Raw genomic sequence first — 11,868 nt, 5'->3', positions numbered from 1 at the left:
TACCCGCAGGACGGGACGGTCTTCTCGAACCGCGAGGCGATCCTGCCCAACTGCGCGAGCGGCTACTACCACGAGTACACCGTGGTGACGCCCGGCAGCCCGGACCGCGGGGCGCGGCGGATCGTCACCGGATCGGCGGGGGAGCACTTCTACACCGGCGACCACTACGCGAGCTTCCAGCTGATCGACCTCGGCGGGGGCGGCGGCAGCTCGTGCGGGAACCCGACCGGCGTGGACCAGGTGGCGCTGTCGAGCCTGCCCGCCGAGGTGGCCGACACCGTCGCGCGGGTCAACGCCGGCGGCCCGTTCCCGTTCCCCAACGACGGCACGGTCTACCAGAACCGCGAGGGCGTGCTGCCGGCCTGCGCGTCCGGCTACTACCACCTCTACGCCGTGCCGGCGCCGAGCGGCGCGGACAGCGGTAACCAGCGGCTGATCACCGGTGGCGCCGGCGAGTTCTTCTACACCCCCGACCGCTACGCCACGTTCGCGCTGGTCGACGTGAACGGCTGACACGCCACAGGCCCCGACCTCCCCCGACCGCCCCGCGTGAGACGGCAGACTGAACGACGCAGTCATGCGCGCCGGGGCGGCGGAGGAGGCACGGGGTGTACAAGGTGTTCGAGGCGCTCGACGAGCTGGTCACGATCCTGGAGGAAGCCAGGGGAGTGCCGATGACCTCCAGCTGCGTCGTGCCTCGCGGGGACATTCTCGAGCTGCTCGACGAGGTGCGTGACGCGCTGCCGGCCGAGGTCGACGACGCCCAGGACGTGCTCGACCGCAAGGACGAGATCGTCGGCAAGGCCGAGCACGAGGCCGAGCAGACCATCAGCAAGGCCAACCTCGAGGCCGAGAAGTCCGTGGCCGACGCGCGGGCGGAGGCCGAGCGGATCGTCGCCGAGGCCGGCGCGCACGCCGACCGGCTGGTCGCCGACGCCGAAGGGCAGGCCGACCGGACCGTGGCCGCCGGCCAGGCGAAGTACGACGAGCTCGTGTCCCGCTCCCAGAGCGAGGCCGAGCGGATGATCCAGGCCGGCCGCGAGTCCTACGAGCGCTCGGTCGAGGACGGCCGGATGGAGCAGGCCCGGCTCGTCTCGCAGACCGAGGTCGTGCAGGCCGCACACGCCGAGTCGGCGCGGATCCTCGACGCGACCGCCGACGAGGCGGCCCGCCAGCGTGGCGAGTGCGACGAGTACGTCGACAGCAAGCTCGCCGAGTTCGGCGACCTGCTCACCCACACGCTCCGCACGGTCGACAAGGGCCGCGCGCACCTGCGTGGTGGCGCGCTGAGCGGGCTGCCGGCCGCCAACGTCGCGCCGTTCGACTACCAGGCCTGACCGGTCGCGTACTCTGGATGGGTCCGGCGCGCGATCGCGCGCCGGAACAAATCACACGTAACAAATCACACGTTGGGAAGCGTCGAGTTCGTCATGTCCGAACAACGCAGAAGCCCGTGGGTCGTCGACACCCGGGAGCTCGGTCGCCGGCCGGGCCTGTCCCGCGACGTGCACCGCGTGGTCCACACCCAGGACGCCCTCGGGGTCCCGGGTGTCATCGCCGTGCCCAAGGCCGCGGAGGTGGAGCTCGACGTGCTGCTCGAGTCGGTGGTCGAGGGCGTGCTGGTGTCCGGCACCGCGCTCGCGCCCATCGAGGGGGAGTGCTCGCGCTGCCTCGACCCCATCTCCGGTGCCGAGATCGAGGTCGAGTTCACCGAGCTGTTCGCCTACCCGGACAGCACCACCGAGCAGACCACCGACGAGGACGAGATCTCCCGGCTGGTCGACGACCTCGTCGACCTCGAGCCGGTGGTGCGGGACGCGGCCGTGCTGGCGCTGCCGAGCGTGCCGCTGTGCTCGCCGGACTGCGCCGGGCTGTGCGCGGACTGCGGCGGCAAGTGGGCCGATCTCGGTCCGGATCACCGGCATGAGACCATTGACCCTCGGTGGGCCGCGCTCACCGAGCGGTTCAGCACGGATCGGGACGAGTAAGTCCCTCCCACCTTGAGCTTGTCGAAGGAGATTTAGTCGTGGCCGTCCCCAAGCGGAAGACGTCGCGTTCCAACACGCGCTCGCGCAGGTCCCAGTGGAAGACCAGCGCCCCGCACCTGGTGGAGTGCTCCAACCGAGCATGCCGGAAGCCCAAGCCCCAGCATGTCGTCTGCCCGGAGTGCGGCCAGTACGACGGTCGTCAGGTCACCGAGCCCGCCTGATCAACACGGCGATGGTGGTAAGTGGCTGTGGGGGGTAGAGCAGCGCGGGGTCCGGCGGCCGACCCCGCCAAGCTGCTCGAAGCGCTCGGCGTCGAGCTTGGCGCCGAGCTGCTGACGCTTGCCATGACGCACCGCTCCTACGCGTACGAGAACGGCGGGCTGCCGCCGAACGAGCGCCTGGAGTTCCTGGGTGACGCGGTGCTGGGCCTGGTCGTCACCGATCACCTGTACCGCGCGCACCCCAACCTGCCCGAGGGCCATCTGGCCAAGCTGCGGGCGAGCGTCGTCAACATGCACGCGCTGGCCGGGGTGGCCCGCGACCTCGGCGACTTCGGGCTCGGCGCGCACCTGTTGCTGGGCAAGGGCGAGGAGCTCACCGGCGGTCGCGACAAGGCCAGCATCCTGGCCGACGGCATGGAGGCCGTGATCGGCGCGGTGTACCTCGAGCACGGCGTCGAGACGGCGCGGGCCCTGGTGCACCGGCTGTTCGACCCGCTGCTCACGGAGGCGCCGCTGCTTGGTGCCGGGCTCGACTGGAAGACCTCGCTGCAGGAGCTCACCGCGCAGGCCAGCCTCGGCGTGCCCGAGTACCGCGTGCAGGAGGAGGGTCCCGACCACCGCAAGGAGTTCACCGCCACGGTGATCGTTGCGGGGATCGACCGGGGCACCGGGGACGGCCGGACCAAGAAAGAGGCGGAGCAGAAGGCCGCCGAGGCCGCGTGGCGCACGTTGTCCGAGCTGATCAAGTCGGGCAAGCAGGGCCCCGCGTAGATGTCTCTCGTCGATGCCTGAGTTACCCGAGGTCGAGGTCGTTCGTCGCGGCCTGGCAGCGCACGTCACCGACCGGAAGCTGCGTGCGGTCGAGGTGCTGCATCCGCGGGCCATCCGCCGGCACACGCAAGGTTCCACGGACTTCACCGCCCGCCTGGCGGGCCGTCACGTCGATGCCGTGTCCCGCCGCGGCAAGTACCTGTGGATCTCCCTGGACGACGACGAAGCGCTGCTGGCCCACCTCGGGATGAGCGGCCAGCTGCTGGTCCAGCCGCCCGGCACCCCCGACGAGAAGCACCTGAGGATCAGGTTCCGTTTCGCCGACGACGGCCCGGAGCTGCGCTTCGTGGACCAACGCACGTTCGGCGGCTTCACCCTGGACGATCTGGTCGAGGTCGACGGCACGCCGGTGCCCGCGCTGATAGCCCACATCGCTCGCGACCCCATGGATCCCTTGTTCTCGCTCCCGACGACGGTTGCCGCCCTGCGCCGCCGCCGCACCGAGGTGAAGCGGGCGCTGCTGGACCAGACCCTGGTGTCCGGCATAGGAAACATCTATGCGGACGAGGCCCTGTGGCGCGCGAAGCTGCACTGGGCCAGACCGACGGACAGGTTGTCCTCGGCCCGCGCGACCGAGGTCCTGGAGCGAGCCACCGAGGTGATGGCCGAGGCCCTGGGCCAGGGAGGCACAAGCTTCGACGCGCTGTACGTCAACGTGAACGGACAGTCGGGCTACTTCGACAGGTCGCTGGCGGTGTACGGCCAGGAGGGCCTGCCGTGCCCCAGATGCGGCCGCCCCGTCCGCCGGGAGCCGTTCATGAACCGCTCGTCGTACTCCTGCCCGAAATGCCAACCGAGGCCCAGAGTCCGCTAGCGCCCATGGGCGAAGCGAGCCGAACGCGGAGAGAACGACCACCGACAAAACCGGTCCGCGGACGGCGGCCTGTGGACAAACCCGAGGCGGGGTCAGGAGCCGTTGGTGCGGTTCGCGTGCCAGCAGCGGCTTCGTTCCTGGGCTCGGATCTCCGCGGTGATCCCCGCGTACCCCTGCCCCGGCCCCGGCTGGATCTGGGTCAGCTCGTTGATCGACATCGCCGGGCCCGGCAGGCCGTCGTCGTGGGCCAGCCGTAGCAGCCCGTCCAGGAGAAGCTCCAGGTGGCGGTGGCTCAGGCGGTGGTTGTCCTCCGGCTGCATGGTGCCCGGCAGGGGCGGGGTCAGCCGGATGATCAGCAGGCTGATGTCCCCGGCCGTCACGTCGGGGCGTAGCGAGCCCTCGGTGTGCGCGCTCGACGCGAGCGCGTCCTGGGCCTCGCGCGAGAGGCGGCGGGCCTCCATCAGCTCGTCGTCCATCGCGATGCGGTCCGCCAGTACCGGCATCACCGCACCGATCCGCAGGTCGATCGCGTCGTGCATGAAGCGGGCGAGCGCGGTGAAAGCGTCCGGCTCCTCGGCCAGCGCGGCCGTCGCCTCCTCCGCCGACTGTCGGAGCGTGTCCAGCGCGACCTGGCGAAGTAAGACCGATCGGTCCGGAAAGTGCCGGTACAGCGTCGCGATGCCGACCTTGGCCCGGCGCGCGATCAGCTCCATGGGCGCGGTCGGTCCCTGCTCAATGATGAGGTCAACGGCGGCGCGCAGGATCTGTTCCCGGTTGCGGAGAGCGTCCGCGCGGGTCCGGCGGGGCTTGGCCGGGCGGTCGTCGAGCTCGTTCATATGCGCCTTATCCGGATGAAATTCCTTCGGAAAGTAACGTTACTGCACGGCGCCGCGGGATCACCAGGTCATCGTTGCCTTAGCAAGCACGTCACCAGCCCTGCCGTGGACAACGATCCACGGACGGAGCCGGCATGACGGACATGGCGCAGACTGACCACGTGGAGACAGCCACGGAACCGGTCCCGGACGCACCGCGGAAGGACGAGCCCCGCCGCGGCGAGCTGCGGATCTACTTCGGTGCGGCGCCCGGCGTCGGCAAGACGTTCGCGATGCTCGGCGAGGCACACCGGCGCGTCGAGCGCGGCACCGACGTCGTGGTCGGCCTCGTCGAGACGCACGAGCGGGAGAAGACCGCGGCCCTGCTCGCCGGGCTCGAGGTCCTGCCCCGCCGCACCCTGGTCCACCGCGGCCGCGAGTTCACCGAGCTCGACATCGACGCCGTGCTCGCCCGCAAGCCGGAGGTCGCGCTCGTCGACGAGCTCGCGCACTCCAACGTGCCCGGCTCGCCCAACTCCAAGCGCTGGCAGGACATCGACCGGCTGCTGGCCGCCGGCATCACCGTGCTCACCACGGTCAACGTGCAGCACCTGGAGAGCGTCAACGACGTCGTCGAGCGGATCACCGGCGTGCGCCAGCAGGAGACCGTGCCCGACGAGGTCGTGCGCAAGGCCGAGCAGCTCGAGCTGATCGACATCACCCCCGAGGCACTGCGCCGCCGCCTCGCGCACGGCAACGTCTACCCGGCCCGGCGCATCGACGCGGCCCTCGGCAACTACTTCCGCCCGGGCAACCTGATCGCGCTGCGCGAGCTGGCCCTGCTGTGGGTGGCCGACCAGGTCGACGTCGCACTGCAGCGCTACCGCACCGAGCAGCAGATCACCGAGACCTGGGAGGCCCGCGAGCGGCTCGTGGTCGCGGTCACCGGCGGCCCGGAGACCGAGACCCTGGTCCGCCGCGCCAGCCGGATCGCCGCCCGGGCCGGTGCGGAGCTGCTGGTGCTGCACATCCTGCGCGGCGACGGGCTCGCCGGCGTCGGCGCGGGGGCGGTCGCCGCGATGCGCAAGCTCACGGAGAACCTGGGCGCGTCCTTCCACACGGTCATCGGCGACGACGTGCCCACCGCGCTGCTCGACTTCGCCCGCGGCGCCAACGCCACCCAGCTCGTCATGGGCACCTCCCGGCGCTCGCGGTTCGCGCGGCTCCTCAACGAGGGCGTGGGCGCCACCGTCGTGCAGCGGTCCGGGTCGATCGACGTGCACATGGTCACCCACCCCGAGGCCGGCCGGGGCTGGCGGCCGCACCTGTCCCGCAGCCCGCTGGCCCTCCCGCGCCGGCTGCTCGGGTTCGTCCTGGCGGTGCTCGCCCCGGCGGTCGCGACGGCCATCGGCGTGCTGCTGCGCAACCACCTGAGCCTGTCCACCGACGCGGTCGGCTACTTCCTCGTCATCGTGATGGTGGCCCTCGTCGGCGGGCTCGGGCCGGCGGTGCTGGCCGCGCTGCTGTCCGGGGTGCTGCTGAACTACTTCTTCACCGCGCCCGTCCACACGCTCAACGTGGCCGAGACCGAGAACCTGATCACGCTGGTCGCGATGGTGCTCGTCGCGGTGCTCGTGGCGCTGGTCGTCGACCGGGCCGCGCGGCGCTCGGTGCAGGCGGCCGAGGCGCGGACCGAGGCGTCGCTGCTGTCGTCCTACGCGCACACGGTGCTCACCCACCCCGAGCCGGTGAACCGGTTGCTGGAGAAGGTGCAGGAGAACTTCGGGCTCACCTCGGTGGCGTTGCTGGAGAAGCGGGCCGGCGTCTGGGAGCGGGTGGCGTGCGTCGGGCCGCAGCCGTGCGACCAGCCGGACGAGGCCGACGTGGACGTGCCGGTCACCCCGGACGTGCATCTCGCGCTGCGCGGGCGGGCGCTGCCGGCCGAGACCCGCGGCGTGCTGGAGACCGTGGCCGGGCAGGCGCTGCTCGCGTTGCGGCACCAGCGAATGCGGCGCGAGGCGGCGGAGGCCAAGCGGCGCGCGGACACCACCGAGCTGCGCACGGCGTTGCTGTCGGCGGTCGGGCACGACCTGCGCACGCCGCTGACGTCGATCAAGGCGGCGGTCGGGAGCCTGCGCGCACCCGACCTCGCGCTGTCCGAAGAGGACTCCGCGGAGCTGCTGGCGACGATCGAGGAGTCCGCCGACCGGCTCGCCGGGCTCATCGGCAACCTGCTCGACTCGTCCCGGCTGGCCACCGGCGCGGTCCGGCCCCGGCTGCGCGCGGTGACCTACGACGAGGTCGTGGCCCGCGCACTGTCCGGTTTGGACGGTCGGGGGGACGTGGCGGTCGACGTCGACGAGCGGCTGCCGGCCGTGGTGGCCGACGCGGGGTTGCTGGAACGGGTGATCGCGAACGTCGTCGACAACGCGCTGCGGCACGGCGGGCCCGTGCGGCCAGTCGCCGCGGAGGAGCCGGCGTTCGCGGTGCGGGCGAGCGCGCACGAGGACCGGGTGGAGCTGTGGGTGGTCGACCACGGCCGGGGCCTGCCGAAGGGCTCCGTCGAGTTCGCCCCGTTCCAGCGCCTCGGTGACACCTCGAGCGGCGTCGGGCTCGGCATGTCCGTGGCGAAGGGTTTCGTCGACGCGATGGGTGGGACGATACGGACCGAGGACACACCCGGTGGTGGGCTCACCGTGGTGATCTCCCTTCCGATGGATGGTGGGGCTGTGGAATGACCAGGGTGCTGGTGGTCGACGACGAGCCGCAGATCGTGCGCGCGCTGCGGATCAACCTGACCGCGCGCGGCTACGAGGTGGCCACCGCCGCCGACGGGGCCGAGGCGCTGCGGGTGGCCGCGTCCGTGCGGCCGGACGTCGTGGTGCTCGACCTGGGCCTGCCCGACCTCGACGGCGCGACGGTGATCGAGGGCCTGCGCGGCTGGACCTCGGTGCCGATCATCGTGCTGTCCGCGCGCACCGACTCGGGCGACAAGGTGGCGGCGCTGGACGCGGGCGCCGACGACTACGTGACCAAGCCGTTCGGCATGGACGAGCTGCTGGCCCGGCTGCGGGCGGCCGTGCGCCGCGCGTCGGCGTCGGTGCCCACCGGCGAGGACGCGGTGGTCGAGACCTCCTCGTTCACCGTGGACCTGGCGGCGAAGAAGGTGCTGCGCGACGGGTCCGAGGTGCACCTGACGCCGACCGAGTGGGGCGTGCTGGAGCTGTTGGTGCGCAACAAGGGGAAGCTGGTGGCGCAGAAGCAGCTGCTGCAGGAGGTGTGGGGGCCGTCGTACGCGTCGGAGACGCACTACCTGCGGGTGTACCTGGCGCAGCTGCGCCGCAAGCTCGAGCCGCAGCCGTCGCGGCCGAAGCACCTGGTGACCGAGGCCGGGATGGGCTACCGCTTCGAGGTCTAAGGCCTGTCTCGTAGACCCGCACCATTCGCCGGGAGGCAACGCACACTTTTAATTCCCGGGGAGGCGGACCAGCCACGCCCTACGCTCTGCTCCCGTGATCGGCTCTCTGCAGTGCGTGGTCCTCGACTGCGCCGACGACGTCGTGCTGGCCCGCTTCTACCAGGCACTGCTGGGTGGGGAGGTCAACCGCCCGGACCGCCGCTGGTCCCTCGAGGACGGTTGGTCGACGCTGCACCTCGACTCGGGGCAGGTGCTCTGCTTCCAGCGGGTGGCCGACCACCGGCCGCCGCGGTGGCCGGACCCCGCGTACCCGCAACAGTCCCATGTGGACATCGGGGTGACGGAGCTGGCGGCCGCGCACGACGCCGTCGTGGCCGCGGGCGCGAGGGTGCTCGACACCGGTGCCGGCGAGCGGGGCTGGCGGATCTACGCCGACCCGGCGGGCCACCCGTTCTGCCTGGTCCGCGAGCAGGCTCAGTAGCCGAAGTCCTGCGTCCAGTACATGCCGTCGAGGTCCAGGCCCACGCCGAGGGCGCTCAGCTGGCAGTTGAGGATGTTCGCGCGGTGGCCGTCGGAGTTCATCCAGCTGTCCATCACCTGCGCGGCGTTCTGCTGGCCGCGCGCGATGTTCTCGGCGCCGGGGGTCGGGTAGTTCGCGGTCACGATGCGCTCGGCGAACGTCACACCTTCGGGGGTGGTGTGGTCGAAGTAGTCACGGACCGACATGTCGCTGCTGTGGTCCTGCGCGGCCTGGGTGAGCCGGGCGTCCACCCGCAGCGGCTCGCAGCCGGCCTCCGCGCGGTAGGCGTTCGCGATGTCGACGACCTGCTGCACCTGCTGCTCGGGGTTCGGCGGCACGGAGGTGGCCGGGGGCAGCGGGGACGAGGTGGAGGGCGGGGAGGCGGTCTGGCTCGAGCTGGGCGCCGGGGCGTCGTCGGTCTTCGGCGACGTGTCCGCGTTGCCCGACTCTGCGGTCTTCGAGCCGGAGCTGTCCGTGGCGGAGCCCGTGCCGACCGGGTTGTCGGGGTGGTTCAGGCCGGCGGAACCCTTGGGGCCCCTCGGGTTCTCCACCGCCAGGCCGATCCGTCCTTGGCCGCCGGAGGACTCCGTGGCGTGTGCCATGAGAGTCGCCGCACCGGCGGTGACCACACCGACGAGCGCCGCGGCGAGAGCGGGGAGCACGGGTCTCCGTGCGCGGGCCGATGTCACGGTCCGGCAACGTACCACTAACGGGTGACGTTATGAAGGTCGGTCTAGTTACCCGAGGTAGTGGTGGGACCCGGCACGGTGACGGTCTTCGTCTGCGAGCCCGTCTTGTTCTTGTTGTCGGTGACCGTGAGCGTGACCTGGTAGTCGCCGCTGGAGGGGAACGTGCACGAGGTGGTGACCCCGGAGCCGCCGCAGCTCCAGCTGTACTGCAGGGGGCCGCCCTCCGGGTCCGAGGAGGCGCCGCCGTTGAAGTCGCACGTCAACCCGTTGCAGGTGAAGGAGAAGCTCGCGGTGGGCGCCTTGTTCGGCGGCGGCGGGGGCGGGGTGGTGGTCGGCGGCTTGGGCGTCGTCGTGCGTGTGGGCGGCTTCGGGGTGTTGCCCGGAGGGTCGGTCTGCCGCTCCGTCGTCGTGGTCCTGTCCGTGGTGGTCGTCGTGGTGCTGCTGGACGCGGCCGACGACGGCGCGGACGAGGCGGTCGGCGAGGACGTCGACGTGGGGTCGGTCGAGTACGTCTCCGACGTCGTGATCTGGACCGAGTCCTTGCTCTTGGGCTGCGGTGCCGCCGTGTCGTCGCTGGAGTTGGCGAGCGCCGCCACCGTGGCGAACACCGTCGCCACGACCACCGCGGCCACGCCGAGCGCGATGTACGGCGAGCGGGAGAGCTTCGACCTCTCGGCCGGCTCGGGTAACGGTGTCAGCTCGTCCTCAGGCTCGGACATGTGCTCGGACATGTGAGAGTCCATCCTCCTCGGCTCGCCATCGTTGCTCCAGATGGCGTATTACAGCGCGGTAACGTATCACCTGTAACTGATCGTGCACACACCGGATCGAGGAACCACTATCCGTGGACACCGTAGTTGATCAGCCCGTGCGCCTGACCGCCTGGGTCCACGGCCGGGTGCAGGGAGTGGGCTTCCGCTGGTGGACCCGCAGCCGGGCCTCCGAGCTCGGCCTGCGGGGCTACGCGCGCAACCTCACCGACGGCCGGGTGGAGGTGGTTGCGGAGGGTGCACGGCAGCTGTGCGACGGCCTGCTCGAGCTGCTCCGCTCGGGCCGCACGCCGGGCTCGGTCGACACGGTCGTGGAGCGGTGGTCGGCCGCCAAGGGGAACCTGCCGGGGTTCGAGGAGAGATAACGGTGTGGTCACGCCCGACAGAATCATCCGCGGGTTGAACCCTGGCCAGCCGAAACGCGTATGACTTCAGTGTGGGGAACACCCCGGACCAGGAGGACGAGCTCCTCCGTGAGCTTTACAGCCGCTACCGCCGGCCGTTGTACGGCTACGTCCTGCGTGCCGTCGGCGGCGACCACCAGTACGCCGAGGACATCGTGCAGGAGACCTTGCTCAGGGCCTGGCGCAACGCGTCGAGCCTGACCGCTGACCAAGCCGGGCCGTGGCTCTACACGGTGGCCCGCAACCTGGTCGTCTCCGGCTACCGGCGCCAGGGCGCCCGCGTCGACGAGGTGCCGATCCTGGAACGGGACTGGGCCCGCCAGACCGACGACTTCGACCGCGTGCTGCAGGGCTGGCAGGTGGCCGAGGCCATGCGTGCGCTGTCCAAGGACCACCGCGCGGTCATCGGCGAGCTGTTCTACCGCCGCCGCACCATCGCCGAGGCGGCCGCCGCGCTCGGGGTGCCGCCCGGCACGGTGAAGTCGCGCTCGTTCTACGCGCTGCGCGCGCTGCGGGACGCGCTCGAGGAGCGGGGGGTGACCGAGCCATGACCTGCACCAACACGATCACGCTCGGTGCGTACCTGCTCGGCGCGCTCGAGCCGCACGAGCGCTTCGCGTTCGAGGCGCACCTCGCCGGCTGCGACACCTGCCGGGCCGAGCTCGTCCGGCTCGCCCCGCTGCCCGGCATGCTGAACCAGATCTCGCTCGACGACTTCGCCGACGACCTCCCGCCGACCACGCTGGAGGAGGCCCACCCGACCGCGCCGCTGCCGGGCCCCATTCCCTACGGCTCGCTGGCGAGCCCGGTGCTCACCCCGCTGTCGAGCCTGCCGGGCGGCGAAGGGCCTGGTCAGGGCGTCCCGATCCCGCGGCTGCCCGCGTTCGACGAGCCCTTGTTACTGCAGGTGGCCGACGACACGCCCGACACACCCGACAGGCCGGGCCGGAGGTCGCGCCGGAAGCGGTTGTGGCTGGTCGCGGCCGCCGCCGTGGTCGCCGTGGCCATCACGTTCGGGGGAATCTTCGGCTGGCAGGCGACGCACCAGTCGCCGCCGCCCGAGGCCGCCGGGATCACCTGGTCGGCGATGACGCTGGACGGCCGGGCCAGTGCCGCCGCGCGGCTCGTCGACCACGAGTGGGGCACCGAGATCCAGCTGCGGATCCAGGGGCTTCCGCCTGGCCGGCGGTGCTACCTGATGGTCTACGACGCCGCGGGCAACCGGGAGATCGCCGGCTGGTGGGGCACCGACCACGACTACCACGACGAGATCCCCGCGAGCACCTCGTTCCAGCGCAGCAAGATCGACCACCTGGAGCTGCGGCTCGACGACAAGGCGGTGGCCCTGACCATCCCGTCACCTGGGCGTTAGCACTCTTGTTCACGGGCTCGACACGG

15 protein-coding genes are annotated in these 11,868 nt (G+C 71.5%); 12 read left to right on the top strand and 3 right to left on the bottom strand.

Going from position 1 to position 11,868, the window contains the following annotated elements:
- From VGD70_RS29035 to mutM, 6 genes are all read left to right on the top strand, one after another.
- Positions 1 to 513, top strand: a 513-nt coding sequence (locus VGD70_RS29035) for a ribonuclease domain-containing protein (protein WP_331086899.1), incomplete at its 5' end; no start/stop codon positions are given.
- Between the two features lie 95 nt (positions 514 to 608).
- Positions 609 to 1,337, top strand: a complete 729-nt coding sequence (locus tag VGD70_RS29030; protein WP_331086897.1) for a DivIVA domain-containing protein — start codon at positions 609 to 611, stop codon at positions 1,335 to 1,337.
- 93 nt (positions 1,338 to 1,430) lie between these two features.
- Positions 1,431 to 1,988: a YceD family protein gene (locus tag VGD70_RS29025; RefSeq protein ID WP_331086896.1), complete on the top strand. Its 558-nt coding sequence runs from the start codon at positions 1,431 to 1,433 to the stop codon at positions 1,986 to 1,988.
- A 38-nt stretch (positions 1,989 to 2,026) separates the two neighbouring features.
- Positions 2,027 to 2,209, top strand: a complete 183-nt coding sequence (rpmF, locus tag VGD70_RS29020) for a 50S ribosomal protein L32 (protein ID WP_331086895.1) — start codon at positions 2,027 to 2,029, stop codon at positions 2,207 to 2,209.
- 27 nt (positions 2,210 to 2,236) lie between these two features.
- Positions 2,237 to 2,980 carry a ribonuclease III gene (rnc, locus tag VGD70_RS29015; RefSeq protein ID WP_331086893.1) on the top strand — a complete coding sequence of 248 codons (744 nt, stop codon included), beginning with the start codon at positions 2,237 to 2,239 and terminating at the stop codon, positions 2,978 to 2,980.
- Positions 2,981 to 2,993: 13 nt separating this feature from the next.
- Entirely contained in the window at positions 2,994 to 3,854 is an 861-nt protein-coding gene (gene mutM, locus VGD70_RS29010; RefSeq protein ID WP_331086891.1) for a bifunctional DNA-formamidopyrimidine glycosylase/DNA-(apurinic or apyrimidinic site) lyase, read from the top strand.
- 92 nt (positions 3,855 to 3,946) lie between these two features.
- On the opposite strand, the gene VGD70_RS29005 is transcribed toward mutM, so the two are convergent.
- Positions 3,947 to 4,690, bottom strand: coding sequence for a helix-turn-helix domain-containing protein (locus tag VGD70_RS29005; protein WP_331086889.1), 744 nt, complete (start codon positions 4,688 to 4,690; stop codon positions 3,947 to 3,949).
- A gap of 143 nt (positions 4,691 to 4,833) precedes the next feature.
- Between VGD70_RS29005 and VGD70_RS29000 the strand changes: the two genes are divergently transcribed.
- The 3 genes from VGD70_RS29000 (at position 4,834) to VGD70_RS28990 (ending at position 8,568) form a co-directional block, all read left to right on the top strand.
- Positions 4,834 to 7,407 (top strand): DUF4118 domain-containing protein, encoded by a 2,574-nt coding sequence (locus VGD70_RS29000; protein WP_414638087.1) that lies wholly within the window; start codon positions 4,834 to 4,836, stop codon positions 7,405 to 7,407.
- A complete protein-coding gene (locus VGD70_RS28995; protein ID WP_331086885.1) occupies positions 7,404 to 8,087 on the top strand; it encodes a response regulator in 684 nt (227 codons plus the stop codon). The genes VGD70_RS29000 and VGD70_RS28995 overlap by 4 nt, the downstream gene beginning before the upstream one ends.
- A gap of 94 nt (positions 8,088 to 8,181) precedes the next feature.
- The gene (locus tag VGD70_RS28990) at positions 8,182 to 8,568 is read left to right on the top strand and encodes a VOC family protein (RefSeq protein WP_331086883.1); all 387 of its coding nucleotides are present in this window, start codon (positions 8,182 to 8,184) and stop codon (positions 8,566 to 8,568) included.
- Here the strand turns inward: VGD70_RS28990 and VGD70_RS28985 are convergent.
- A complete protein-coding gene (locus VGD70_RS28985) occupies positions 8,562 to 9,269 on the bottom strand; it encodes a CAP domain-containing protein (protein WP_331086881.1) in 708 nt (235 codons plus the stop codon). The two genes, VGD70_RS28990 and VGD70_RS28985, sit on opposite strands and share 7 nt — an antisense overlap.
- A gap of 71 nt (positions 9,270 to 9,340) precedes the next feature.
- Positions 9,341 to 10,027: a PKD domain-containing protein gene (locus VGD70_RS28980; protein WP_331086879.1), complete on the bottom strand. Its 687-nt coding sequence runs from the start codon at positions 10,025 to 10,027 to the stop codon at positions 9,341 to 9,343.
- Between the two features lie 113 nt (positions 10,028 to 10,140).
- Between VGD70_RS28980 and VGD70_RS28975 the strand changes: the two genes are divergently transcribed.
- The 3 genes from VGD70_RS28975 to VGD70_RS28965 all read left to right on the top strand — a co-directional run bounded on the left by VGD70_RS28975 (position 10,141) and on the right by VGD70_RS28965 (position 11,842).
- A complete protein-coding gene (locus tag VGD70_RS28975) occupies positions 10,141 to 10,431 on the top strand; it encodes an acylphosphatase (protein ID WP_331086877.1) in 291 nt (96 codons plus the stop codon).
- A 71-nt stretch (positions 10,432 to 10,502) separates the two neighbouring features.
- Positions 10,503 to 11,021 (top strand): sigma-70 family RNA polymerase sigma factor, encoded by a 519-nt coding sequence (locus tag VGD70_RS28970; RefSeq protein WP_331086875.1) that lies wholly within the window; start codon positions 10,503 to 10,505, stop codon positions 11,019 to 11,021.
- Complete coding sequence (locus VGD70_RS28965) at positions 11,018 to 11,842, top strand: zf-HC2 domain-containing protein (protein WP_331086873.1); 825 nt, start codon at positions 11,018 to 11,020, stop codon at positions 11,840 to 11,842. Before VGD70_RS28970 ends, VGD70_RS28965 begins: the two co-directional genes overlap by 4 nt.
- Positions 11,843 to 11,868 lie beyond the last annotated feature (26 nt).

This window comes from Actinophytocola sp. (assembly GCF_036402745.1).
Lineage (GTDB): Bacteria > Actinomycetota > Actinomycetes > Mycobacteriales > Pseudonocardiaceae > Actinophytocola.
The sequence above is the reverse complement of the archived record's forward strand: the minus strand, read 5'-3'. Positions and strand labels throughout refer to the sequence as shown.

What these genes read in the sequence shown, in the direction of transcription:
- VGD70_RS29025 (WP_331086896.1), top strand. Translation starts at nt 1,431, where the DNA reads ATGTCCGAACAACGCAGAAGCCCGTGGGTCGTCGACACCCGGGAGCTC.
- VGD70_RS28980 (WP_331086879.1), bottom strand. Translation starts at nt 10,027, where the DNA reads ATGTCCGAGCACATGTCCGAGCCTGAGGACGAGCTGACACCGTTACCC.
- VGD70_RS28965 (WP_331086873.1), top strand. Translation starts at nt 11,018, where the DNA reads ATGACCTGCACCAACACGATCACGCTCGGTGCGTACCTGCTCGGCGCG.
- mutM (WP_331086891.1), top strand. Translation starts at nt 2,994, where the DNA reads ATGCCTGAGTTACCCGAGGTCGAGGTCGTTCGTCGCGGCCTGGCAGCG.
- VGD70_RS28995 (WP_331086885.1), top strand. Translation starts at nt 7,404, where the DNA reads ATGACCAGGGTGCTGGTGGTCGACGACGAGCCGCAGATCGTGCGCGCG.
- VGD70_RS29005 (WP_331086889.1), bottom strand. Translation starts at nt 4,690, where the DNA reads ATGAACGAGCTCGACGACCGCCCGGCCAAGCCCCGCCGGACCCGCGCG.
- VGD70_RS29000 (WP_414638087.1), top strand. Translation starts at nt 4,834, where the DNA reads ATGGCGCAGACTGACCACGTGGAGACAGCCACGGAACCGGTCCCGGAC.